We start from the raw sequence: 22,439 nt of genomic DNA on the forward strand, positions 1-22,439 counted from the left end.
AATTAATCCTTTTTCTTTTTCTTTTTCTTCTTTTTGGATTCTTTAGGCAGCTTATCTGCTGCGCCATTAGCATACAAGCACCAGACTTTGATCTCTTCAAGCAGCTCATTGAGATCATCGTAGGCTAATTTTTTGAAGTCCTCTAGACTGATAGACCCAGATTCTTGTAGTTGCTTTACAGCGTCTTCGTAATCGTATTTGCTCATGACTTAGCTTGTAAAAGTATCAATACCGCGAATCCTACCAAACTAATATGACAAAACCCCTTTTTTGAGGTTTTGATACTTAGCTATCCTGATTGGTGGGTGGGATTTCTGATCCCTGATGGATGCCTGAAAGCCTGGTTGCTAAACGTTCTAGTGGCCCACCGATCAGAAGGGTGATCAAAATAGCGCCCACCGAAAGGCCCCCTAAAATGTATTCACCAGCCCCAAAGGCCGCCCCAATCAAAGCGCAGGCCCACAGGCTTGCCGCCGTTGTTAAACCATGAATCCGTTGTGAATTTCGCTCCCGGATAATAACGCCTGCACCCAAGAAGCCTAATCCAGTAATGAGGCCTTGTAGAACGCGGCTAACAGATTGCGCATCATCATGCGCCAATTGGGCAATCAACAATACTGCAGTGGCTGATCCTATGGAGACCAGGGAGTGGGTGCGTATCCCTGCGGACTTATGATGCAGCCAGCGATTTACCCCGAGAATAATCCCGGCAATCAGGGCACAGCCTAGCCTAAGCCCAATAGTCGAATAAATGTCCCAGTCTTGCATCTTAGATCCCGGTGAGAATAATTCCTGATGGATGCTCTCAGTGTATTCCAGGTGGATATCGTTACAAGCGGATAGGCACTTGAATGCGTTTAATCTGCCTGAATATTCTCTTTAATCAGCAGTGGATGGAATCCATAGGGATTTGCCTCCTTGGGATTTATCTCAATTTCTACAGCTTGAACTTGATCTGATCCCATCACCTCGAGGCGATATACATTCTCCAGGGTTCGTTTTTGATTATTAAGCAGTGGCTGGTCAATTTTCAAGCGATGACTATCGCCATGAATGAGCAGGATGGGCAAGTTAGTGCTACCCGCTAGACTACTGAAGAGCTCAAGAGTGTCACGGTAACCGCTACTTCGACTAGTTGCTTGATCTGGGGAATAAAACATATCCGCCTGAAATGCAAAAATAATGCCTACATATTTTTTCTGTTGCGCTTGGTCGAAGGCGTATTCGATCCAGGCAAGATTCGCAGCATTACGTTTTTTATATTCCTCATCGGAGCTTGCATTGCGACGGAAATTATTGTTGGAGCCTGGTAAATGTATGCTAACAAACAAAAAATCGTTTTTCACCCAAAGGGAGTTTTCAACAAAAGTAGTAAATGCAGGCATCACATCACCTTGACGTGTTAAGACCAACTTTTGTTTGCCAAAACTCAGCTTATTAGAAAATTGATGAGAGCGAATGTAATCTAAGCGCTCTATGGGGTCATAAGAGCCCGCTTGAGGTCGGTGACAGTCGGTCCACTCATTGTCACCAATGCTATATATCAATGGTTTTTGAAAGGTATTGAAGTAATTTGAGATCTTCTGGACATATTCGTCAGAGCAGGGGGTGGAACCTGATTTTGTATCGCCAACAAAAATACTAAATGATGGATTTTCAGAATTAATTTTTCCAATTAAACGCTCGTATCGCACAAAATCACCAGGCAATGTATAGGGCATGTCTCCTAGTGCGACAAAGCGAAACGATTGCGCATGAACTGAGTTGAAAAAAATACAGCAAAGGAGAAGGATCCCTCCCGCAGTACGTTGAAAGAATGGTGTATTCATCTAAAACCTCCATGTAACGCCAACTTCTGTTCGAGTGGTATTGGCTCCTGATCCAGAAGTCACAATGCCAAAATTAGCTGCACTACGCATATAGGATAAGCCAATATCAATCGCTTCTATTGGAGAAAAAATGGCCGCTACTAGACCGTAATTACTTAAGTATTGTTCTGTAGTGGGTGGATTAGTAGTAAGACCCATGTCCAGTGCTAGACGGATTCCTGGACTTACAGTCCAGACTGGTGCAATTGAAAAAAACAGTATGTTGGTTCTGTTGGGGTCTGTATTCTGACCGGTAGGGTAATTCGTGTTGTAGCTTGCTTTTGCATAGGCTACATTAGCGTGAATTTCCACTGCATTCCAATAGACTGACCCAATAAGGGTGGCACCATAATTGAGGGCGCTATAGCCTAGGCCAGCCACTTGCTGTGATGGTGTGCTTGGCAAACGAACACTTGGTTTAATTGCTAGTGCCCAGTCGCCATCCTCACTTTCTGCGAAGCGCCATTTCATTGCCACAGCCGAATTGGAGACTGGGGAGAATGCCCCCTTTGGCTGAGCATATACCGCGCTACCGATTGAAGCCTCTATGTTATCGCCAATACCCCTTGTGTAGGTCACTGGATAAGCATGTGCATATTGCGTGTCCACATAATCTTGATCGGGGATGGGTAAATCAACCGCGTTTAATGCGTTACTGTCATGCTGGTTAGTAGTAAATGAATAGATCTCAACTTGATTCCCATCCTTTTTTACTGTTCCTGCATCATCGGTGTTTAAGGGTTCAAAGGCCAGACTATAGCCGGGGATGATTGCCAGGGAGATTAGGGCGTAGTGAAGTCTGACATGCATATCTAGGATTATCTTCATTTACCAAAATAGCACCTACAAATGACGTATTAAAGAATTTGAGTATGGGAAAAGTAATTAAATTGTCATGTTTGATGGCTATATTGGGTTCATCAGTCATGCACTGATCACGATAAAGCGCTCCTCCTTTTTAAGCCCACTTTGCTGGGCTTTTTTCTTTTTTATTCGTTATTAATCAAACTGAAATAAACGCCCAGTAGCATCTAACTATCCGACTAACTGATGAGTTCAAGGAGAGATGGATGAATACCCCTCTAAAAAAAGACTGGGTTGATCTTTTGGAGAAGGCAGCCCTCAAGTTAAGATCACCTGCGCCAGATTTAAAAGAGCAATTTGTTCAATCAAAAGGGTGGACCACAAATCGCCAAGAAAAATCTTTTTTGGTTGATACTAAATTTGCTTTAAAGTTAGATGAAATAATTTAACGTTTTACCCATTTTATTGAATGAGCCCTACCTACAATATTCTCTTTTTGTGCACCGGAAATTCAGCAAGATCTATTCTTGCTGAAGCGCTTGCAACCACCCTAAGTCATGGTCGATTTATTGGATTTTCCGCAGGCTCAAAGCCGACGGGCGTTGTCAATCCGATTGCGCTCAAATTAATTGAGCAAATGGGCTATCCGCTTGAATTGGTGCGTAGTAAAAGTTGGGATGAGCTAGGTAGAGAGGGGGCTCCTCATATGGACTTTATTATTACTCTTTGTGATTCAGCTGCTGGAGAAGAGTGTCCATACTGGCTTGGCCATCCTGCAACAGCGCATTGGGGTCTACCTGATCCGGCAGCAGTTCAAGGTAGCGAGGAAGATCGGTTAGCTGCTTTTAAGGCCGTAGAAATGGGTCTGCGCAATCGAATTGAATTATTACTCGATTTGCCGGTCGATAAGCTTGATCATCTAGAGCTGAAGACGCATCTTCATCATATCCACGAGGGATTTAAGTTTAACTAAGCTTACCCGTTGTAGTATAGGGAAAAAGATTTCCCTCTGGAGTGGTAATGCCTCAAAAAAAGAATGCAACTCTTGCTGCTGTAAAGCCTCATTTAAAAGATAAAAAATTTGCCGTTCTGCACTCCGTAGAGTCTTTTAAAGATCCCCGCCCCAGTATCAAAAAACGGATGCAAGATGGTAGGGCACTGCGCAAAGTAGTAAGCTTGGATGCCCAAGGATTGTATACACCCCCAAAACATCGCATCGATCCCATTACCATTTTGGAACGTCAAGCTCAATCTCGGATTACCGCTTTAATGCCAATCCGTTACGAGCGCATGCTGCAATCACCATATACCTTTTATCGTGGTGGCGCTGCAATCATGGCTCAGGATTTAGCCAATCAACCAACTACTAATATCACTGTACAACTTTGTGGGGATATGCACGTTTCCAACTTTGGTTTTTTTGGAACCGCCGAGCATCGTCTCGTTTTTGGAATTAATGATTTTGATGAAACATTGCCAGGAAGCTGGGAGTGGGATATCAAGCGTTTGGTTGCCAGCGCGATTATTGCCTGTAGAAGCATTGGTGGTGACCAGAAGACTTGCAAGCTTCTAGTCCAGCAGATTAGCGGGGAATATCAAGCTCAGATGGCGCGATATGCGCAAATGCCCTACCTCGATCTAGCGCAGCAATTTATTGGTGAAAAGGATGTGCGCAAGTACTTTAGTAAGTCGCATCAAAAAAAGCTCAATGCCTATCTGAAGTTAACCAAGGCGCAGAGTAATGTACAGATTTTAGAAAAACTCACCACATTAGTGGGTAAGGATCGAAAGTTAATTAATAATCCACCGCTGATTGAGCACTTTGATAAAAAGACGCATGGCATACCTTTAATTAATCTAATTGATAGGGCACTCTTAAATTACTCGAGTAGTCTGCTGGCTGATAGAAAGATTTTATTTCAGCGCTACTCATTAAAAGATTTTGCTCGCAAGGTGGTGGGTGTTGGTAGTGTTGGGACTAATTGTATGGTGATGTATTTTGAAGGCGATAGTGAAAATGACGCCTTATTTTTGCAATATAAAGAAGCCCAAAAATCAGTTCTTACTCCTTACTTGGGCGAGTCTATTTACGCTGATATGGGTAGGCGGGTAGTAGCCGGACAACGCTTATTACAAGGCGCCCCCGATATCTTTTTGAATTACGGGGCAGTGGCATTTGACATTGACAAGATGCAGGGCTTTTATATGCGCCAGCTGCGTGATATGAAGGGCGGTATTGTGATTGGCGGTCCTAATGGTGTGTCGCTGAAGAATTTTCCTGACTATGCCAAATTATTTGGTTGGGCTTTGGCTTTGGGGCATGCACGTTCAGGTGATGCAGCAATGATTTCCGGGTATTGCGGTAAATCTAAGCAGTTTGGCGAGGCGATGTATTCCTTTGCGAAGGCATATGCTAAGCAAAATGATGCTGACTATGCGCTATTCTGCAAGGCAGTCAAAAGTGGTCGCCTGCAGGTGGCCAAGAAAAATACAATTTAGGTGGGAAGCTTTTCATGGAAGCGTTGAACAATATCAACTTAGCCTCTTTAATTGATACCTCGATTAGCTTGAGCGCTGCCTTTGTGTTGGGCGGCCTCATTGGTTTAGAGCGTCAATTTCGGCAGCGTACAGCTGGCCTTCGGACAAATATTCTTGTGGCATTAGGGGCTGCCATCTTTGTGGATGCTGCTAATCGCTTAACAGGTCATGAGGGTGCTGTGCATGTCATGGCATATGTTGTTTCTGGGATTGGATTTCTGGGTGCCGGGGTCATCATGCGTGAAGAGGGTAATGTGCGCGGTATCAATACTGCAGCTACCTTATGGGGTTCTGGGGCAGTAGGGGCTTGCGCGGGTGCTGACTTGCTCTTGGAGGCGTGCTTAGGAACAATTTTTGTGCTTGCTGCCAATACCTTATTGCGTCCAGTGGTTACCTTGATTAATAAACAGCCATTGGATATGGAGTCCGTAGAGGTAACGAATTCCATTTACATCATTGCGCCCAAGCATGCCCAGAAGATCGCACTTAAGCAATTTATTGAAAAGCTCGAGTCAGCTGGCTATCAGACACAAGATGTCGAGGTGCATCAATTTGGCGCAGATGACGTGGAGATACAAGCGGTCTTAACGGACAGCGCAGTCGAAGGCGCACAAATGGACGCTTTGATTGAAGAAATAAGTAATATGGATTATGTGACCCAGGCCTATTGGAGTCCAAGTACCACTGATTAAATCCTGACTTATTTTTGCCATATTGACAGTGCAAAATGCCAGTGTGAAAAACCATATTGAAAATCAGCACTCAACTATTACGTGCCCCCATTGCCAAGCACAAGAGACCTTAGAAATTGCAGGCAATTCCTCGCATTATTTGCATCGCTGCAAGGCTTGTAGCGGCATTCTGAAGACCAAGTCAGGAGATTGCTGCATTTTTTGCAGTTTTGGCAATGTAGATTGTTCTCGTTCCGAGCAAAATTTAGCGTCTTAAGTATTTCCCAGTAGACTAGCTTCTTTTTAACGAATATGTCATCGTTCTTACATAAAATAGACATATTCATTTAAGCGCTTGTTTTAACGGGAAACACCTTGGCAATCAATCACCCAGATTTATATTCCCAATCCGCTGATTTGGTAGCGGCAGTGGATTTAGGCTCGAATAGCTTTCGGATGCTGGTAGCCCAGGCTGTCAATACGCCATCTGGCACTCAATTAAGACCCATTGATACCTTGCGTGAGTCAGTCCGCTTAGCTGCTGGTTTAACTGATAACAAGCTACTCGGTAACGATGCCTATCAGCGTGGTTTAACCGCCATTCGTCGTTTTGGCGAGCGTATTCGGGGCTTTGATCCATCCAAGGTGCGTGCCGTTGCTACTAACACGCTGCGCGTGGCTAAAAATGCCCAGCAATTTGTGAAGGACGCTGAAGAGGCGCTTGGGTTTCCGATTGAGGTGATTGCTGGGGTCGAAGAGGCGCGCCTGATTTATATTGGCGCAGCGCATGAGGTATCGGCGGTGCAGGGTAACCGTCTGGTGGTAGATATCGGTGGCGGCTCGACTGAGCTCATTATTGGTAGAGGCTACGAGCCTAAATTAATGGAGAGTTTGTACATTGGCTGCGTATCTCACAGTATGCGTTTTTTCCCCAATGGCAATATTGATGCGCATGCCTTCAAGGAGGCTGAACTTGCAGCCCGTAGGGAGATTCAGGTTATCGCAGGCTCTTACTTAAAGAGCGGTTGGAAACAGGTGATCGGGTCCTCAGGCACGGCTCGTGCATTGGCAGAATTGATTACGAACAACTTTAGTGATGAGCCTGAGCCGCTCACCATGGGGCGCGTGAATGGATCGAGTGGATTAATTACGCGCGATGGCCTAAAGGCCATGAAAAAGCATCTCCTCAAGTACGAGCATATTAGCCAAGTTGAGTTGGACGGCTTAAAAGAAGACCGCAGAGGTGTTTGGCCGGGCGGCCTAGCCATTATGTTGGCGGTATTTGATGAGCTAGGCATTGAAAGCATGGAAGTCACTGATGCCGCCTTGCGGGTTGGCGTACTGTATGACCTCTTGGGCCGCTCCCAACATCACGATATGCGTTATGTCACTGTCGAGCAGTTCATGCAACGCTATTCAGTGGATCGAGAGCAGGCTGATCGGGTTGGTAAATTGGCTGGAGAATTTTTAGCGCAATTGCCAAAGCCTGATGTCGAGGATCGGGCTGACAATATTGCCTTATTACAGTGGGCCGCCAATCTTCATGAGATTGGTTTATCCATTTCTCATAATGGATATCACAAGCACTCAGCTTATATTGCCGGTCATGCGGATATGCCTGGATTTTCTAAGAACGACCAGGCACGGCTCTCGGCCTTATTGATTGGGCATGCTGGTAAATTAGGTAAGCTAGCCAATAACAGCAGTTTTAATGACTGGCGTATGCTCTTTTGCCTGCGCTTGGCACAGGTCTTATGTCGCGGCAGGAGTGATACAAGTCTGCCTAGGGTAAAAGTTTCTGAGCACGGCGGCTCTTACTTGGTGACGCTCTCAGAAGACTGGATTAAAGAGCATCCTTTGACTGAATTTAGCCTGCAAAAAGAAGCGGCCGAATGGGAACGCATCGGCCGAACTTATCGCTTGGGTCTGAAGTAATCATTTGATTACTTCGAGGATGTATAGGCGCTTAGAGCCCTAAAAAATGCTTAGCGTAGCGTGGATTAATATCCGAGAGACGCAGCATCGTTAGTAAATCAGCAGTATTAAAGTCAGGATCCCAGGCTGGAGCGCTACAGATCTTTGCGCCTAATTTGAGATAGCCCTTAATCAATGGCGGCGGCTCCACCTCAAGACCGCCATTCAGGCGATCTAATGGCAAAGGTAAGCGTGGAAAGGCATGGTTTTCAATGGGAGCCATTTGATCATTGCCTAGCGAGTTATATAGGCTAGCAGCAAAGTGGCCGCCATCAGCCATTGGAATGCTTGCGCAACCAAGCATGATTTCATAGTCATGCTTTTGCATGTACTGCGCCAAACCACTCCACAAAGACATAATGACTGCGCCAGAGCGGTAATCTGCATGAACACAGGATCTGCCCAGCTCAACCATCTTAGGACGTAAGTGATTAAGGCGAACCAAGTCAAACTCCGCATCCGAGTAAAGGCGACCAATTTCTTGGGCTTTATGCGGTGGCAGCACGCGATAAGTTCCTACCACTTTGAGAGTTTCTTGATCGCGAATCAATAAATGGTCGCAATAGGCATCGAATTCGTCGACATCTAAATTCTCTGGGTGGGCAGGAAGGTGGGCACCCATTTCTTCGGCAAATACCTTATAGCGCAAACGTTGCGCTTCTTTAATTTCATCAGCGTTACTGGCCCAAGTAATCAGGAAGCCAGCTTTTTTGACTTTTTTAACTTGTTGATCGATTGGCGCGACTTCATGGGACGTCAATTCAGCGCGAGTCTTCAAGGCAAACTTTTTGCCAAATAGTTTTTTGGCAACTTTTTTAGAAAATAATTTCTTGAGTGGATTTGCTTTTGCTTTCTTTTGTTTTTTCTCATCTACTCGAGCAGAGAAAATATCAAAAGCAGCTAATGGGTTAGGAATATCTGACATAGAGAGCCTTACAAATTAAATAAAAGGGGAATACACACAATTGCCCAAAACAGCATTGCGATTACAAGGGCGAGCATGACTGCGGCAGAACCATAATCTTTGGCGCGTTTAGAAAGGTCGTGATGTTCAAAAGAAATGCGATCGATTGCAGCCTCCACGCTAGAGTTGAGAAGCTCAACCACCAAAACTAACACCAAGGAGGCAATCAATACCATTTTTTCCAAAGGGCGCACTGGAAGAGCTAGTGCAATGGGGCTAAAGATGCATAACAAGAGGAGCTCTTGTCGAAAAGCACTCTCTTCTTTAAATGCGTACACCATCCCAGACCATGAGTTCTTAGCCGCGTGCCATGCGCGGGTCAGGCCCCGATTGCCCTTATGCGGATTTTGATCGATGTGATATTTGGTATTCAAAATCAGGTCGATTTACGCTAATGCTGTGAGGTGCACATCTGGAGAGGGCACCGGTCTGAGATGATTGGCAAATTGCTCAGAAGCTGCTCTCCAAGAAAACTTCTCTGCATGTGCGCGGGCAACTTCACGAGGGATTTTGAGTGCCTGTAAGCAAGCTTCCCGTAAGTCTTCATTCATTGCCCCGGCAGGGGAGTTGCCAAGGACATCAATTGGACCGGTTACCGGATAGGCTGCTACTGGTGTACCACATGCCATCGCTTCAAGTAGCACTAAGCCAAAGGTATCGGTTTTGCTTGGAAAAACAAATACATCCGCTGCTGCATATACCTTAGCCAATTCTTCTTGCTGAAGAACGCCAAGGTAGTTCACCTCAGGATATTTTTCTTTAATACCAGCCATGGCTGGCCCATCACCCACAACCCATTTTGATCCGGGTAAATCAATTTCTAAGAACGCATTGATATTCTTTTCAACCGCAACCCGACCTACATACAAGAAAATCGGGTGTGCCGTATTGAGGGCTTTGGATTCTTGTACTTTGAAAATCTTGAGATCGACTCCACGTGACCATAGGACAACATTAGTAAAGCCGTATTTTTCAAGATCTTGTTTTACAACAATCGTTGGTGCCATCACAGCCATTGAAGGACCGTGGAACCAGCGCAAGAAAGCATAAGTGAGGCCAAGTGGAATGCCTGTGCGAGCCTTAACGTACTCTGGGAAACGGGTGTGATATGCGGTGGAGAAGGGCAGTTTATTTCTGACTGCATAGGCGCGGGCTGAAAGGCCCAACGGGCCTTCTGTAGCAATATGCATGGCATCAGGCGCGAACTCTTTAATCTTTTTCGCAACCAGCTTGCCTGGAAACAATGAAAGTGAAATATCTGGATACGTAGGACATGGAATAGTTTTGAACTCTTGCGGCGTAATCATCTGCACTTCGTGACCCATCCCAATGAGCTCGGCACGCGTTTGCTTCAGGGTTCTGACAACACCATTGACTTGAGGTTCCCAAGCGTCGGTAATGATCATGATCTTCATAATGTGGCCTCTTTAATGAATAGTTCAGCAGCAGGTAGGTTGCGAGTCTCTAATGCTTCTAAGGGCTCGCCTTTAATATGGGGCCAGTGAATAATTTTGAGTTCGCCGGTTTGCGTTTCTACTAAGGCGGTCAGACTCTCGACCCAATCGCCGTCATTGCAGTACAGCAAGCCATCGATTTCGCGAATCTCTGCTTTATGGATGTGTCCACAGACCACGCCATCACAACCACGCAGCCTGGCTTCACGCGCCATGATGTGCTCAAAGTCCGCGATGTAACTTACCGCATTCTTCACTTGGTGCTTGAGGTATTGGGATAGAGACCAATACTGCAAACCCATCCGAATGCGAATCATATTGAAGTAACGATTGATGTACAGAATGAAGGAATACAGCGTATCGCCCACATAGGCGAGCCATTTGGCATATTGCATGACGCCATCAAATAAGTCGCCATGAGTAACCCAGAGCTTCTTGCCATCAAGAGTGGTGTGGATTACCTCTTCAACCACCTTGACATCGCCAAAGGACATTCCAAAGAACTGGCGAGCACTTTCGTCATGGTTGCCGGGAACGTAGATGACCTCTGTGCCTTTACGGGCTTTGCGTAATAGCTTTTGGACAACATCGTTGTGTGCCTGAGGCCAGTAAAATGATTTCTTCAGCCTCCAGCCATCGATAATGTCGCCAACTAGGTAAAATCGATCGGCATCGTTATGCCGCAAGAAATCGAGGAGGTAGTTTGCCTGACACCCTGATGTTCCTAGGTGTACGTCTGAAATCCAGATAGCTCTGTAATGCATCATGAGTTGTTATTAGGCCTGTGGCTTGTGTAAAGATCATGACAATTTAATGTCAGTTTTGTGACTCAATTTATGTTTATCATCTTTAAATGAATGAGCAAAAACCACTTCAAGCAGAGCAGATCTCATTTTTTCGCTTGCTGGGGTCATGGAGCCGAATTGGAGTCCATGTATTGGCGGGCATTTTTACGCTGTGTTTTATATTCCCATGGATTGATGCCCAGTCAAAAAAAAGACATATACAAAAGTGGTCGGCTCACTTATTGGCTATTTTTGAGATTGAGCTTAAGGTATATGGTGGGCAATTACTCCCCAAAAGCCCTTATTTATTGGTAGCAAATCATATTTCCTGGTTAGACATTCATGCGATCAATTCATATCACCCCCTCCGATTTGTTGCAAAGTCAGAGGTAGCAGGCTGGCCTATTTTTGGTTGGATGGCAAAGCAATTAGGTACTGTCTTTGTTCGGCGCGAAAGTGCGCGTCATGCTAGAGCGGTAGTGGGGGAGATTGCACAGGTTTTGCAGAAAGATTCTATTTGCATCTTTCCGGAAGGAACATCTAGTCTCGGAAATATGGTGTTGCCATTTAGGCCTAATTTATTTGAGGCTGCTCTAGTTGCTCAGGTGCCGTTATATCCTCTGGCGATACGCTATGTATCGAGAGTAACGGGAGAAAAAACGACCATACCGGCATTTGTAGGTGATATGGGGCTCTTGGAGTCGATGGTTCAGGTTCTTAAAAATCCCCGATTGGGTGTGGAATTACATTTTTTACCACCCATTAGCCCCACCGATGAAGATGCATTGGATCGAAAGCAATTAGCGCTCTATAGCCAGGAGTGCATCTCCCGACAGATCTAATAGCGCCTTAATTGGTAACAAAATTGACATATGCCTACGATACAAATGAAAATAGGTAATTCGTATTAAGGACTGCAATGACCTCAAAGCATACAGAGATGGCCGAATGGTATCGGCGTGCTCAAGAAGAAATTTTAGATAGCATGGATGAAGAGCTCGAAATGGAGCTCGATGATGATCGTCTTGCCATTGATGGCGAGTCTGGATCAAGCATGCCTCGCCAAGAGTACTTTAAAGAGCTTTTCCGCTTGCAAGGCGAGTTAGTTAAGCTCCAAGACTGGGTGGTGGCAAATAAGGTCAAGGTAGCCGTTTTGTTTGAGGGTCGAGATTCAGCGGGTAAGGGCGGCGCAATCAAGCGCATTACCCAAAGACTGAATCCCCGGGTTTGTAAGGTAGTCGCCTTACCAGCACCCAATGAGCGTGAAAAAACCCAGTGGTATTTTCAGCGTTATATTTCACATTTACCGGCAGGCGGAGAAATTGTTCTTTTTGACCGCAGTTGGTACAACCGTGCAGGTGTTGAAAAGGTAATGGGTTTTTGTACCGATGAAGAGTACGAAGAATTCCTGAAAACCGTGCCTGATTTAGAGCGCATGATGATTAATTCAGGGATTATCCTCATTAAGTATTGGTTCTCCATTTCGGATGAAGAGCAGTACAACCGCTTTATGATGCGTATTCATGATCCATTAAAGCAATGGAAATTGAGTCCAATGGATTTGGAAGCGCGTCGCTTATGGGAGGCCTACACCAAGGCTAAAGAGACGATGCTTGAGCGCACCCATATTCCTGAGGCGCCATGGTGGGTTGTGGCCGCCAATGACAAGAAAAAGGCACGTTTAAATTGCATCACTCATTTGCTCAGTCAGATTCCCTATCAAGAGATTGAGCACCCGGTCATTACCTTGCCTGCCCGCGTCCACAATCCGGACTACCTTCGTGGCCCCGTACCCCCCGAGATGTATGTGCCGGAGGTTTATTAGTGGTAATCTCTTTGTAATACAGAGAGAACGCCATGAAATTACACCCCTCAATTACTAACCGGGAATTTAAGTTGCTGATCAAGCCCCAGGGCTTGGATCGGCGTTCGCAAATTGAGAAACTAAGTCAACAAATTCTCAACTTTTGCCATAAAAACAAGGTTGAGTTTTTCCACCTCGATAATGCGACTACAGGTCTTCGCAATATCTATTTTTGGGATACACCGGGGGAGCATTTTCGGCAAAATAATATTATTTTGCGCGTAAGAGAATCACGTCAAAATGTATGGGTTGATGACTTTTGCGAAGTCACTTTGAAGTGTAGAACGCATGACCTTGAAGACTCCTTCAAATTTGATCCAAAGCCTAAGAAAAAAATTAAAGCTCGCCTGAGGCTAAAAGAAGAGATATTACGAGGCGATGGGCTTGGCACAAAGCGACTTATCTATTCAAATAACGCCATTCTTGATGCAGTACCCCTGGATAATATTTTTGAGCGGACGCATGCCAGCCTGACAGAATTTTTCCCTACGCTCAAAAAAATATTGATTGATAAAAAAACGCCCATTCGTATTGTGGGTGGTAGTACTAACAAAATTCTGGAAGCCTGCTTACCCTTGGGTAACTTGCAATTCGGCGCTGGTGTGCAAGCGCATTGCGATATTGCCATTTGGATGAAAAGCGTTGGAGAGCCAATTGTTGGCGAGTTAGCCTTTTCATATCGTGTCAATGATGAAAATCGCGAGGCCATTAAGGCGCACAAAAGGGCTGATAAATTTTTTAAGAATCTACAAATTGAGCTTAAAGATTGGCTAGAAATTGGCAGCACGAAGACTGCGCTGGTATACGGTAAGCCAGAGTAGGCTTTCTTATGGCAGATAAAAAAAGCGGTGCAAACCTTTGGGATATCTTTCTGCAATTTCTGATCATTGGCGCCATTAGTTTTGGTGGCGGTATTATTGCCTATGAACGTATTCTTTTAGTTGAAAAGCGCAAATGGTTAAACGCTGATGAATTCATGGCCTACTTGGCGATTAGTCAAACCATGCCAGGCTTAAATTCAGTGAATCTAGCAGTGCTTACAGGGGATTTCCTGCGAGGTGTTACGGGCTCAGTGTGCGCAGTCCTGGGCTTACTTCTCCCTGGATCGGCATTTATTCTCGGTATTGGTATTTTATATTCCAGTAATTCGAATCATCCTATGGCCAATATCATTTTGGCGGGAATAGCGGCGGCTGCGACTGGTTTATTGGCAGCCATCACCTACCGCATAGGTGGCGATCACTGGCGGCACATGAAGTCTTTGGCGATTGTGCTGGCAACCTTTGTATTGATGAGTCTATTTAAGCTTTCCCTTCTGGCGGTGCTTGCAATCATGGCTCCGATTGCGCTGTATGTGTATCGTCCTGGTAAATCAATATGAATATATTGCTTCAGCTGGGGCTGAACTTTGTCTTGCTTTCACTTTTGGCGGTGGGTGGCGGAACGGCAGTTTTACCTGAGATGCAAAGTATTTTGTATGCGCATTTTGGCCTAGACCATACCCAGTTTGTTCATATGTACAGTATCGGTCAGCTGGCTCCTGGCCCCAATATGTTGATGGTGCTGATCATTGGCTATCAAATCGCTGGCTTGGCCGGAGCAGGCATAGTTTTGCTGGCATTCTTTCTGCCATCGAGTATTTTGTGTTTTTATGTTGGCCGTTTGTGGGTGCGAATAGGGGAGAGTCCTTGGCGCCGTGCAGTACAAAATGCTTTAGAGCCCATCTCAGTCGGACTCATGGCATCGGGTGTTTATGCCGTTGGCAAGGCTTCGATTGTTAGCTCGCTAACTGCTGGACTGGCGCTGATTACCCTCTATCTTATTTTGCGTACCAAAATTAACCCTGTCATTGTGATTCTGGGCTCGGGTTTGGTGGCAACCCTCATCACCAAGTTCCTTTAAAAAGCAGCTCGAACCCCAATCATGGCGCTGCGACCCGGTTGGGGTGCGTATAAGCGTACCGTCTCTGGCGTTGTGGCATAACGAATATCTTGATTCAATAAGTTTGTCAGACGCAGATAGCCTGTCCAAGAGATGCTGTTAATTCTTTCAGTGTATGACACGCCTGCATTGAGTAGGTTGTAGCTCGGCGTGGGGCCAATCTCAAAGCTAGCTAAGCGCGTCTGCTCAAAAGCATGGATGTAAGTAGCATTCATTTTCCATTGATTTACTTGTTGGGCAATTTCAGCCCCTAAGCGTGGGGCTGGTTGCAGGGGTAAATTACCGCCACTATTAAAAGTCCCTTGAGAGGCGTCACCAAATAGGCGAGTGCCAACGCCATTTTGCTGCCAGTTGTAGGTTAATTCTCCTTCAACCCCTTTAATGGTGGCATTTGCTTGTTGGGAGACTACTACTGGATAGTTGGTATATCCATCACCAGAGGCTGTATTTCCAGTGTAGAAGCCATAAATGTAGTTACTGAACTGATTTTGATAGATGTTGGCTTTACCTTGGATGAGTCCACTTGTTTTTTGTATACCCAATTCAATGTTGTGCGAAGTCTCTATTTGTAAATTGGAATTACCCACTATGTATGTGGCGGTAGCATCGTGTGGACCGAAGGCGTAAAGCTCGGGTGCACTTGGTGCCCTTTGTGAAACGGTGTAGGCTGCAGCTAGTCCATAGCCTTTAGTCACTTCGTAAATAGTTCCCAAAGAGTAGGAGCCCAAATTAAACTGACGGTTAATTAATGAAGGTGGGCTATAAGTAGAAATCGAGTCGGCGTAAACGCTGGCCTGATTGGGGTTCTGGGTAACATAGTTGTAGCGCAAACCAAGACTATTTTTAAAGTCACCAAAATTACCTTGCTCCACCCAAAATAGCGCATTGGAATTGGTGACTGTTTGCGGAACGATATCTGCATTGCCACTAGCGATATCGGTTGCCGTTAGTTTGGCGGTAGAGGATTGCAAGCCAACACTACCTTTCCAGCCCATCCAGGATTGATGATCTAGTACCGCGCGTAATTCTGTTGCATCATTTACCCAATTAGTTTGCGGCACGCCGTTGTTATCAAATTCATTGTGCATGTAATGGCTATTAGAGATGCTGAATTTGAAAGCGCTAAAACCATCCATAGGATCGCGGGTTTCATGCTGCAAATCATAGCGATTTTGCGATTGGTTAATAAATCCGCCATCAGCAGTAGGAACGCCATAGTCATGATTAAGGCGCAATAGTGAGACCCCGGTATAACCATGATCACCAATATAAGAAGCGCCCAGCCCTAAGTTATTCTCATTATTAAAGGAGAAGGGTAGCTTGCTAGAGTAGGGCACATTTTGCGGAACGCCGGGGCTGATTGCCCAGTTAGCATTCGGCCCACCTTGCTCTGCGTAGCCAGGGATTTGATAGTTATTGGCATTGCTAATGGCGGTATCAATATGAAAGGCAATTGGTCCGGTGGATGTATCGACTACTGCGCTGGCGGTCTTGTCTTGATTGACGGTTTCATAGCTCGTATTTACTGACCCCGTTGGCTCCCCTGGGAGGGAGGTGGCAATGCGATCATTAATCACATTGACCAAGCCGCCGCTCGAGCCAGACCCATACATCAATGCAGATGCGCCGCGTAGGATTTCAATTTGACGCGTACTTTGTAAGGGGTTGGCGGTAGCATGATCTGCCGAAATACTCGATACGTCACTCACCGATAGGCCATTTTCTAAAATCTGTACCCGCGCACCTTCGAGCCCACGAATGACTGGTCTGGAAGCGCCCGCTCCAAATCCGGTTGCAGAAACCCCCAGTTCATTGGAGAGGGTGGCGCCCAGGTTGTTACCCAGCTTATTTTGCAACTCATCGCCTGACAAAACTTTGCTCGGGCTCATAAGATTATTTTCGGAGATGGCGTTCGATTCAATCACTAAGCCGCCATTCGGATCTTCCGCTCTTGCGGAGTAAGGAAGGCTTACGCCCAAAGCGCTTAATAAAGCCAATTGATAGGGGATTCTAAATTTCATACTTCACTCTTAAAACTATTGAACTATTTCAACAGGTAAATGCACATAAATTCGCTAATAAGGCGAGGGCAATGTAATTAAAGAGTGATGCTGGGGGGAGCTCGAGATTGATAGGGTGAGGCAAGAGCCTGGAAAACCGTTACCACTAAGAGCGGGGTAAAAGTGCCTGAATAAGAAAGCTCCCCGATAGAAGATTGAACATCTGGCGCAATAAAACTGGCGAGGGTTAAGGCATCAAATAAATGGCAATCGGCTGCAGCATGAGATATGCCAAAGGAAGTGCGATCGCCAGTGTTGAACTCTAAATTAACGCCCTGGAAGCCGGCATGCGAAACGCTATGTGCAAAGCCTAAATACTGGGTGCCCAAGAGGCTAAATAGCAAAAAGCCAAGAGCGATTAACGCTCGCGTTTGCTTGCTAACTTTGCCGTTAAAAAGGGTGCTCATGGGCCTGAATATTACAGGATTTGGCCCTCAGCAACATGTCGGTGTACAATATCTATTCCGTCGGAGTGTAGCGCAGCCTGGTAGCGCACCTGCTTTGGGAGCAGGGGGTCCAAGGTTCGAATCCTTGTACTCCGACCACTTTCTCAAGTTTCACCATTTAGTCCCAGTACACACATACTGCCTATAGCTCAGCTGGATAGAGCAACGCCCTTCTAAGGCGTAGGTCGCACGTTCGAATCGTGCTGGGCAGGCCAAAATTTCATATTAGTTCATATAAAAGTAGGCTTGTTGATTGTGTTCGATTGTGGCTGATCATGATCAAGCTTGAGTAGCTTTGGGTTCTCCTTGGGTCTAGCGTGGCGGATCCAGGCAGACTATCGGCGACCCTGCGACTGGGACAGGCTAGATAGAATTTTGACCCTGGCGATTTAGTGTCGGTTCGACCCGACTTTCGAGCGTCCGGTTACGTGACGGTCAGGTGGCTCTTATGGAGTGCCTTGGGGATTCTCAGAGTGGTTAATTGGTTGTGGCTGGGTGCCTCATAAATTTTTGAGCACCAGCTTTTTAATTTATCCACTACTTTTTTATTCCATCGAGCTATGAATTGCCCTGACAAAATCTGACTGTGTGATCATGCCTGCTAATTTCTGGTGTTCGTCAATAACTGGAAGGTGATGATGGCCATCGCCTTCAAATATCGTAACTAAATCGAGAAGATTGCGATTCGTGCTGATAACTCGAACAGTTTTTTGCATAACTTGCCCAACAGCATTTGGGTAGGCGTCAGATAGCTTGACTGAGGCCCTGCTAAAACTCTGGCGCATAAAACCTTGTAGGCGCTGCCCAAAAGTTTTATCAAAATCAACTGCTGCATATTTTAAAAAATGTTCTAAGGTGATAATTCCAACTATTCGATCATTTCTATCAACCACTGGTAGTGATTTAATGTGATTTTTTCTTATCCTTATCCAAGCCTCCTCCAGAGGGGTTGCCATTTCAACGGAGATGACTGGAGAGCTCATGATGGCGGAACAAGTAATGGACTTTAACTTTTGTTGGTATGCATGTAATTCAACATCGCGAATAATATTTGCTAAGTCCCCTGGATTGATGTCAATGAATTCTTTGTATTTCGCTAGCACTTGAGCGATGGCATTCTTATCCTCAATTAAGCTCATTGTTTCAGCGGATGGGGATTTGCTGGATATGTTGCCAGGAGATTTTTCCGTATGGGGGTATTGTTTTCCTGTGATACGGTTATAAAAGATGCCGGCTAGTACAAGCAATAGGGAATCCATCAGCACTGGAAATAAAGCAAACCTATAGGTAACGATATGTCCTAGTATCGCGCTAAGTGCTGTAGCTGCCGCAGGAGCATGTAAGCACTTGAAAAAAAGCATGCCTAAAATAGATACGCCAATCGCTATCGGTATACCAAGTCTAGGGTCAGGTATCAGGATTGCGCAGGTAACGCCTACAAGTGCAGAAACTATATTCCCGCCAATGACTGCTTTTGGTTGCGCCATTGGACTGGATGGAAGAACGAAAACAAGTAGTGCGCTTGCCCCCAAGGAGGCCATTGCCCATTCATTAATTTCGGTGTATTCGCTTGCAAATTTGGCTATAAAGGCAACGAACCCACCGCCAACGATTCCGCCAATAGCAGAGCGGAAATGTTCAGACCACGGAACATGTGGGTTTTTATTTTGCGCCATTTGTTTCAAAATTTGCTTAAAGCTCATCATCAACTCCAAAAAATTAAATAAGTAGGCTTCATCAATATTGGTGAAAATTACTGGTTAGTACTTTTTTTGACCAACCTGGACTCGCTTATTTTAAAAGCAATTGCCAATTTCAACATACCCATGATGTCTTGGTTGGGCGCCTACTTTTATGGGCAGCATGTTTACCTATGAGATTACTTTTAATTATTTCCCCATTAAGCGATCATTTTGGGTTAATAAATTCTCACCAATCATTTCCACTCGTGAAAACCATTTTTCGTCTAAGTCAGCTTTAATATGAGAGCTAATAACCGTTCTAAATAGTTGCTTCCAGTCCTCTAGCAGCTCTGCATTAAAAGCGGCAGAAAAATGCTTCCCGACAGGATCATATCGGTAGGATTTCTGTGGTTGTCCACCCAATGCTACCCACCAAAAATGAGCAATCCTATCTTTGTGGTTTGGCCAATCATCTACGGATGAGAATGGTTTAGCCAAGGTTGGATGTGTTTGAACAAGGCTGTAGAAGACATCAACAACTCTATCTATTGATATTTTTCCGATTTGATCGGCAAGGGTAACCTGATTGCTCGGTTTATTTATGACGATGGAGATTATTTGTTTGCACCCTCTAACTCAAGTATTCTTTTCCGTAAATTTCGTTCATCAGAAAATCGAGCGGTGTCATCTCGAATGACGGCTGCCACGCCAACTGTTTTCTTCTCAGCATCAAAAATCATTGATACCGTAAATGCAATCGATAAAGGGCGTCCAGATTTATGTGTAGCTGGCACAGCAAGCAATTTATCTCCATAGCTGGTAGTTCTCGTTTCCATGGAGTGGTTATATCCATCGTTATGACGTTTCCGTAGCCGTTCTGGAATGATGAGATCCAAGCTTTGACCAAGAGCCTCGGATTGCGTAAACCCAAATATACGCTCGGCTGCTGGGTTCCAGTATACAATCGTGCCTTGAGCATCAGAAATGACCATGCCATCGCCAAGAGAATGCACTAATTCTTTGAAATTGATATGTAGGTCCATTTGACCAATATCCTTCGCTTAGTTGATTAAATAGCTTTTTTGGGTGATAAGTGGCGAGTAACCTCGCTTGCTTCTTTTAATCTTTGTGAATGAGCCGACAAGAGATCACTCCGGGTAATAATTCCAAGCATGCAATTTGAGTCGGTATCTTTTGTAACAATTATCCTGCCTGTATCATGTTTTAGCATCTGATCAGCAACCTCTCTTGCGGTATGGCTTTCTGGAATTGTTAGTGGGCTTCGAGCAATCAAATCGCCAATAGAGGCGTCTGGAGGGATCGCTGATTTCATTAAGTCTTTGCGGGTTACGACACCAACGACATCATTGCTCTTATTTAACACTGGATACCCTTGGTGTTGTGCTTCTGTAGATTCTTGCGCTAGCCAGGTCCGCACTTCGCCAACCAATTGAGAGCTTTGCAAAGAAATAACATCTTGACTGCTGATTTCTCCAGCTGTAATTCGCTCAAGGTAGTCTGCGCTATATTCGGACGGCACTCTAACACCGCGCCGAATCAATTTTTCGCTCATGATAGTATTTCGCATTATTAACGCCGATACAAGATACGCAGCCGTACAGCCTCCAAGCAAAGGAAGTAAGCCATGGGGCTGCAAAGTAGTTTCAAATGCAAATACAACGGATGCAAGTAGAGCGCGAGAGGCGCCGGCAAATAGGGCCGCCATTCCAACCAAAGCGGCGATGCGAGGATCTAAATTAAGCCAAGGTAGCCAATGGACAATGGCTAAGCCATAGATTGCACCCAAGGCACTTCCAATTGTAAAGAGGGGTGCTAGTGTACCGCCGGATGTCCCGCTTCCCAGGGCAATAGACCAAGAAATAAATTTTAGAAAACAGAGGGTAATTAGTGCATCTATTGCTAATTGCCCATTAAGTATGGAGGCAATATTTTCATAGCCAACACCAAGCGTATGGGGATTAATATAGCCAATAATGCCAACTGCAAGACCGCCTAATGCGGGCCACCACATCCAGTGGATAGGTAGTTTCTCGAAAATATCTTCAATGCTGTAAATGGATTTACTAATCCAAATACTAATCAAGCCAATTAAGCCACCCAGAATGGTGTACGCAATAATTGCCCCAATACCAGGGATGGCAAAATTGGACATGGCAAATATTGCACCATCACCTTCCAGTTGGTAGCGGATACTAGTTGCGGTTACTGTGGCCAATGCAACTGGTACAAGTGAGCGAGCGCGGCGCTCAAAGAGAAGTAACTCTATTGCTAGCAGCACTGCAGAAACGGGCGCTGCAAATATTGCAGCCATTCCTGCTGCTGCACCAGCAGCTAACAATACCTTGCGCTCATCAGCTGTAACGTGAATTAGTTGACCCAATACAGACCCTAGCGCTCCACCTGTGGCAATAATCGGGCCTTCTGCGCCAAATGGACCACCAGTGCCAATTGCAATGGCGGAAGAGAGTGGTTTAAGCCAAGTAATGCGGGCGGGAATTCGGCTTTCATTGCGTAGAACTTGTTCCATCGCTTCAGGGATGCCGTGACCGCGAATAGCTTTAGAGCCCCACCTTGCCATACCGCCAACAATTAACCCTCCAATCATTGGTATGGGAATCACCCATAACCCTAGATGATTGGCTGCGGGACTAATAAATGATGTGCTGAGTCGCCCATAAAAAGTGATATTAGTTATTAATCCAATTAATTCAATAAGAGCATGCGCTGTAAATGCCGACACAACCCCCAAAACGATACACAAACCGCTAATCCACAGTATTCGTTGATTCAATAATTTTGGTTGATTTCGCACTCTTGCCCCTTAAGATTCTTTCAATTATATCATAATATGATGTAATAATTTAGGGACGAGATAGGCTATTCTTAAACTATGAAAAAATTTAAGTATGAAGCGCTATCAGAGTTTCGCTATCAGTTAAGAAGGTTTCTTCATTTCAGCGAAGAGGCTGTTAAATCGGAGGGTTTAACCCCTCTACAGTACTTATTACTTTTGCACGTTAGAGGTTTTCCTGGGCGTGACTGGGCAACGGTGGGGGAGATTGCCGAAAGGTTGCAGATTAAGCATCACGGCACCGTTGCCTTGCTTACAAGATGCGAGGGCCTTAAATTGGTAGAGCGAAGAAAGAGTGACGTAGACCGCCGCCAAGTAGAGGTGCATCTACTGCCCGAGGGTGAACATCGACTTAAGCGTTTAGTATCATTGCACGAGGCTGAATTAGGTTCTTTGAAGAATGTTTTTCAGGTAGCGCAAATTACAGCCTTCAATAATGAGGATGGATGACATCAGGAAACCTCGAGCGTTTCATTTAACTCTTTTGATTGTTTTCCATTAAGGCTATGGCCGCTT

26 protein-coding genes and 2 tRNA genes are annotated in these 22,439 nt (G+C 45.3%); 14 read left to right on the forward strand and 14 right to left on the reverse strand.

The features are described 5' to 3' along the window. Nucleotides 1-2: 2 nt before the first annotated feature. The 4 genes from BOQ04_RS02010 to BOQ04_RS02025 all read right to left on the reverse strand — a co-directional run bounded on the left by BOQ04_RS02010 (nucleotide 3) and on the right by BOQ04_RS02025 (nucleotide 2,696). A complete protein-coding gene (locus BOQ04_RS02010; protein WP_076023083.1) occupies nucleotides 3-206 on the reverse strand; it encodes a hypothetical protein in 204 nt (67 codons plus the stop codon). A 79-nt stretch (nucleotides 207-285) separates the two neighbouring features. Beyond that, on the reverse strand, nucleotides 286-768 hold the full coding sequence (locus tag BOQ04_RS02015) for an MgtC/SapB family protein (RefSeq protein ID WP_076023084.1): 483 nt from the start codon (nucleotides 766-768) through the stop codon (nucleotides 286-288). A gap of 89 nt (nucleotides 769-857) precedes the next feature. Then, on the reverse strand, nucleotides 858-1,829 hold the full coding sequence (locus tag BOQ04_RS02020) for a hypothetical protein (RefSeq protein WP_083657469.1): 972 nt from the start codon (nucleotides 1,827-1,829) through the stop codon (nucleotides 858-860). Then, nucleotides 1,830-2,696 carry a hypothetical protein gene (locus BOQ04_RS02025; RefSeq protein ID WP_076023085.1) on the reverse strand — a complete coding sequence of 289 codons (867 nt, stop codon included), beginning with the start codon at nucleotides 2,694-2,696 and terminating at the stop codon, nucleotides 1,830-1,832. It lies immediately after the preceding gene. Nucleotides 2,697-2,938: 242 nt separating this feature from the next. On the opposite strand from BOQ04_RS02025, the gene BOQ04_RS02030 reads away from it, so the two are divergent. The 6 genes from BOQ04_RS02030 to ppx all read left to right on the forward strand — a co-directional run bounded on the left by BOQ04_RS02030 (nucleotide 2,939) and on the right by ppx (nucleotide 7,816). Next, nucleotides 2,939-3,121, forward strand: coding sequence for a hypothetical protein (locus tag BOQ04_RS02030; RefSeq protein ID WP_076023086.1), 183 nt, complete (start codon nucleotides 2,939-2,941; stop codon nucleotides 3,119-3,121). A gap of 20 nt (nucleotides 3,122-3,141) precedes the next feature. After that, nucleotides 3,142-3,645 carry an arsenate reductase ArsC gene (locus BOQ04_RS02035; RefSeq protein WP_076023087.1) on the forward strand — a complete coding sequence of 168 codons (504 nt, stop codon included), beginning with the start codon at nucleotides 3,142-3,144 and terminating at the stop codon, nucleotides 3,643-3,645. A 47-nt stretch (nucleotides 3,646-3,692) separates the two neighbouring features. Further along, nucleotides 3,693-5,171 (forward strand): DUF2252 domain-containing protein, encoded by a 1,479-nt coding sequence (locus BOQ04_RS02040; RefSeq protein WP_083657471.1) that lies wholly within the window; start codon nucleotides 3,693-3,695, stop codon nucleotides 5,169-5,171. Between the two features lie 14 nt (nucleotides 5,172-5,185). Beyond that, nucleotides 5,186-5,902 (forward strand): MgtC/SapB family protein, encoded by a 717-nt coding sequence (locus BOQ04_RS02045; RefSeq protein ID WP_076023088.1) that lies wholly within the window; start codon nucleotides 5,186-5,188, stop codon nucleotides 5,900-5,902. A gap of 43 nt (nucleotides 5,903-5,945) precedes the next feature. Further along, on the forward strand, nucleotides 5,946-6,158 hold the full coding sequence (locus tag BOQ04_RS11050; RefSeq protein ID WP_425338947.1) for a GDCCVxC domain-containing (seleno)protein: 213 nt from the start codon (nucleotides 5,946-5,948) through the stop codon (nucleotides 6,156-6,158). 98 nt (nucleotides 6,159-6,256) lie between these two features. Further along, nucleotides 6,257-7,816, forward strand: coding sequence for an exopolyphosphatase (ppx, locus tag BOQ04_RS02055; protein ID WP_076023089.1), 1,560 nt, complete (start codon nucleotides 6,257-6,259; stop codon nucleotides 7,814-7,816). A 31-nt stretch (nucleotides 7,817-7,847) separates the two neighbouring features. Here the strand turns inward: ppx and BOQ04_RS02060 are convergent, their stop codons facing one another. From BOQ04_RS02060 to BOQ04_RS02075, 4 genes are read right to left on the reverse strand one after another with little or no spacing between them, the layout of a single operon-like run. Then, nucleotides 7,848-8,780 carry a GNAT family N-acetyltransferase gene (locus BOQ04_RS02060; RefSeq protein WP_342394101.1) on the reverse strand — a complete coding sequence of 311 codons (933 nt, stop codon included), beginning with the start codon at nucleotides 8,778-8,780 and terminating at the stop codon, nucleotides 7,848-7,850. A gap of 8 nt (nucleotides 8,781-8,788) precedes the next feature. Beyond that, entirely contained in the window at nucleotides 8,789-9,193 is a 405-nt protein-coding gene (locus BOQ04_RS02065) for a diacylglycerol kinase (RefSeq protein ID WP_076023090.1), read from the reverse strand. A gap of 12 nt (nucleotides 9,194-9,205) precedes the next feature. Next, entirely contained in the window at nucleotides 9,206-10,234 is a 1,029-nt protein-coding gene (locus BOQ04_RS02070; RefSeq protein WP_076023091.1) for a glycosyltransferase family 4 protein, read from the reverse strand. Then, nucleotides 10,231-11,040, reverse strand: a complete 810-nt coding sequence (locus tag BOQ04_RS02075; RefSeq protein ID WP_076023092.1) for a UDP-2,3-diacylglucosamine diphosphatase — start codon at nucleotides 11,038-11,040, stop codon at nucleotides 10,231-10,233. The genes BOQ04_RS02070 and BOQ04_RS02075 overlap by 4 nt, the downstream gene beginning before the upstream one ends. Before the next feature lie 86 nt (nucleotides 11,041-11,126). On the opposite strand from BOQ04_RS02075, the gene BOQ04_RS02080 reads away from it, so the two are divergent. The 5 genes from BOQ04_RS02080 (at nucleotide 11,127) to BOQ04_RS02100 (ending at nucleotide 14,824) form a co-directional block, all read left to right on the forward strand. After that, on the forward strand, nucleotides 11,127-11,900 hold the full coding sequence (locus BOQ04_RS02080; RefSeq protein ID WP_076023093.1) for a lysophospholipid acyltransferase family protein: 774 nt from the start codon (nucleotides 11,127-11,129) through the stop codon (nucleotides 11,898-11,900). Nucleotides 11,901-11,977: 77 nt separating this feature from the next. Further along, on the forward strand, nucleotides 11,978-12,883 hold the full coding sequence (gene ppk2 / locus BOQ04_RS02085; RefSeq protein ID WP_076023094.1) for a polyphosphate kinase 2: 906 nt from the start codon (nucleotides 11,978-11,980) through the stop codon (nucleotides 12,881-12,883). A gap of 32 nt (nucleotides 12,884-12,915) precedes the next feature. After that, the gene (locus BOQ04_RS02090; protein ID WP_076023095.1) at nucleotides 12,916-13,743 is read left to right on the forward strand and encodes a CYTH domain-containing protein; all 828 of its coding nucleotides are present in this window, start codon (nucleotides 12,916-12,918) and stop codon (nucleotides 13,741-13,743) included. An 8-nt stretch (nucleotides 13,744-13,751) separates the two neighbouring features. Further along, nucleotides 13,752-14,303, forward strand: coding sequence for a chromate transporter (locus BOQ04_RS02095; protein WP_076023096.1), 552 nt, complete (start codon nucleotides 13,752-13,754; stop codon nucleotides 14,301-14,303). Continuing rightward, on the forward strand, nucleotides 14,300-14,824 hold the full coding sequence (locus tag BOQ04_RS02100) for a chromate transporter (RefSeq protein ID WP_083657472.1): 525 nt from the start codon (nucleotides 14,300-14,302) through the stop codon (nucleotides 14,822-14,824). The genes BOQ04_RS02095 and BOQ04_RS02100 overlap by 4 nt, the downstream gene beginning before the upstream one ends. Here BOQ04_RS02100 and BOQ04_RS02105 read toward each other — a convergent pair. Together BOQ04_RS02105 and BOQ04_RS02110 are read right to left on the reverse strand one after the other, a co-directional pair. Next, nucleotides 14,821-16,884, reverse strand: coding sequence for a TonB-dependent receptor (locus tag BOQ04_RS02105; protein WP_076023098.1), 2,064 nt, complete (start codon nucleotides 16,882-16,884; stop codon nucleotides 14,821-14,823). The genes BOQ04_RS02100 and BOQ04_RS02105 overlap by 4 nt on opposite strands. Nucleotides 16,885-16,961: 77 nt before the next feature. Then, nucleotides 16,962-17,330: a hypothetical protein gene (locus BOQ04_RS02110; protein WP_076023099.1), complete on the reverse strand. Its 369-nt coding sequence runs from the start codon at nucleotides 17,328-17,330 to the stop codon at nucleotides 16,962-16,964. Nucleotides 17,331-17,391: 61 nt separating this feature from the next. On the opposite strand from BOQ04_RS02110, the gene BOQ04_RS02115 reads away from it, so the two are divergent. Next, nucleotides 17,392-17,468: transfer RNA gene (locus BOQ04_RS02115), tRNA-Pro, on the forward strand. 39 nt (nucleotides 17,469-17,507) lie between these two features. Beyond that, nucleotides 17,508-17,584, forward strand: a tRNA-Arg gene (locus tag BOQ04_RS02120). 330 nt (nucleotides 17,585-17,914) lie between these two features. On the opposite strand, the gene BOQ04_RS02125 is transcribed toward BOQ04_RS02120, so the two are convergent. The 4 genes from BOQ04_RS02125 to BOQ04_RS02140 form a co-directional block, all read right to left on the reverse strand. Beyond that, on the reverse strand, nucleotides 17,915-19,072 hold the full coding sequence (locus BOQ04_RS02125; RefSeq protein WP_076023100.1) for an HPP family protein: 1,158 nt from the start codon (nucleotides 19,070-19,072) through the stop codon (nucleotides 17,915-17,917). Between the two features lie 186 nt (nucleotides 19,073-19,258). Then, a complete protein-coding gene (locus BOQ04_RS02130; RefSeq protein ID WP_483414144.1) occupies nucleotides 19,259-19,669 on the reverse strand; it encodes a group III truncated hemoglobin in 411 nt (136 codons plus the stop codon). Next, nucleotides 19,666-20,094 carry a PAS domain-containing protein gene (locus tag BOQ04_RS02135; protein WP_076023102.1) on the reverse strand — a complete coding sequence of 143 codons (429 nt, stop codon included), beginning with the start codon at nucleotides 20,092-20,094 and terminating at the stop codon, nucleotides 19,666-19,668. Before BOQ04_RS02135 ends, BOQ04_RS02130 begins: the two co-directional genes overlap by 4 nt. Before the next feature lie 26 nt (nucleotides 20,095-20,120). Then, a complete protein-coding gene (locus BOQ04_RS02140) occupies nucleotides 20,121-21,884 on the reverse strand; it encodes a chloride channel protein (protein WP_076023103.1) in 1,764 nt (587 codons plus the stop codon). Nucleotides 21,885-21,962: 78 nt separating this feature from the next. Here BOQ04_RS02140 and BOQ04_RS02145 point away from each other — a divergent pair, with 78 nt between their 5' ends. Next, the gene (locus BOQ04_RS02145; RefSeq protein ID WP_076023104.1) at nucleotides 21,963-22,373 is read left to right on the forward strand and encodes a MarR family winged helix-turn-helix transcriptional regulator; all 411 of its coding nucleotides are present in this window, start codon (nucleotides 21,963-21,965) and stop codon (nucleotides 22,371-22,373) included. The last annotated feature ends 66 nt before the right edge of the window (nucleotides 22,374-22,439 follow it).

This window comes from Polynucleobacter sphagniphilus (assembly GCF_001953355.1).
GTDB lineage: Bacteria > Pseudomonadota > Gammaproteobacteria > Burkholderiales > Burkholderiaceae > Polynucleobacter > Polynucleobacter sphagniphilus.

Coding starts and splice junctions, on each gene's coding strand:
- ppk2 (WP_076023094.1), top strand. CDS start 11,978: ATGACCTCAAAGCATACAGAGATGGCCGAATGGTATCGGCGTGCTCAA.
- BOQ04_RS02090 (WP_076023095.1), top strand. CDS start 12,916: ATGAAATTACACCCCTCAATTACTAACCGGGAATTTAAGTTGCTGATC.
- BOQ04_RS02080 (WP_076023093.1), top strand. CDS start 11,127: ATGAATGAGCAAAAACCACTTCAAGCAGAGCAGATCTCATTTTTTCGC.
- BOQ04_RS02070 (WP_076023091.1), bottom strand. CDS start 10,234: ATGAAGATCATGATCATTACCGACGCTTGGGAACCTCAAGTCAATGGT.
- BOQ04_RS02125 (WP_076023100.1), bottom strand. CDS start 19,072: ATGAGCTTTAAGCAAATTTTGAAACAAATGGCGCAAAATAAAAACCCA.
- BOQ04_RS02015 (WP_076023084.1), bottom strand. CDS start 768: ATGCAAGACTGGGACATTTATTCGACTATTGGGCTTAGGCTAGGCTGT.
- BOQ04_RS02060 (WP_342394101.1), bottom strand. CDS start 8,780: ATGTCAGATATTCCTAACCCATTAGCTGCTTTTGATATTTTCTCTGCT.
- BOQ04_RS02030 (WP_076023086.1), top strand. CDS start 2,939: ATGAATACCCCTCTAAAAAAAGACTGGGTTGATCTTTTGGAGAAGGCA.
- BOQ04_RS02105 (WP_076023098.1), bottom strand. CDS start 16,884: ATGAAATTTAGAATCCCCTATCAATTGGCTTTATTAAGCGCTTTGGGC.
- BOQ04_RS02010 (WP_076023083.1), bottom strand. CDS start 206: ATGAGCAAATACGATTACGAAGACGCTGTAAAGCAACTACAAGAATCT.
- BOQ04_RS02095 (WP_076023096.1), top strand. CDS start 13,752: ATGGCAGATAAAAAAAGCGGTGCAAACCTTTGGGATATCTTTCTGCAA.
- BOQ04_RS02045 (WP_076023088.1), top strand. CDS start 5,186: ATGGAAGCGTTGAACAATATCAACTTAGCCTCTTTAATTGATACCTCG.
- BOQ04_RS02035 (WP_076023087.1), top strand. CDS start 3,142: ATGAGCCCTACCTACAATATTCTCTTTTTGTGCACCGGAAATTCAGCA.
- BOQ04_RS02020 (WP_083657469.1), bottom strand. CDS start 1,829: ATGAATACACCATTCTTTCAACGTACTGCGGGAGGGATCCTTCTCCTT.
- BOQ04_RS02040 (WP_083657471.1), top strand. CDS start 3,693: ATGCCTCAAAAAAAGAATGCAACTCTTGCTGCTGTAAAGCCTCATTTA.
- BOQ04_RS02110 (WP_076023099.1), bottom strand. CDS start 17,330: ATGAGCACCCTTTTTAACGGCAAAGTTAGCAAGCAAACGCGAGCGTTA.
- BOQ04_RS02100 (WP_083657472.1), top strand. CDS start 14,300: ATGAATATATTGCTTCAGCTGGGGCTGAACTTTGTCTTGCTTTCACTT.
- BOQ04_RS02025 (WP_076023085.1), bottom strand. CDS start 2,696: ATGAAGATAATCCTAGATATGCATGTCAGACTTCACTACGCCCTAATC.
- BOQ04_RS02135 (WP_076023102.1), bottom strand. CDS start 20,094: ATGGACCTACATATCAATTTCAAAGAATTAGTGCATTCTCTTGGCGAT.
- BOQ04_RS02145 (WP_076023104.1), top strand. CDS start 21,963: ATGAAAAAATTTAAGTATGAAGCGCTATCAGAGTTTCGCTATCAGTTA.
- BOQ04_RS02075 (WP_076023092.1), bottom strand. CDS start 11,040: ATGATGCATTACAGAGCTATCTGGATTTCAGACGTACACCTAGGAACA.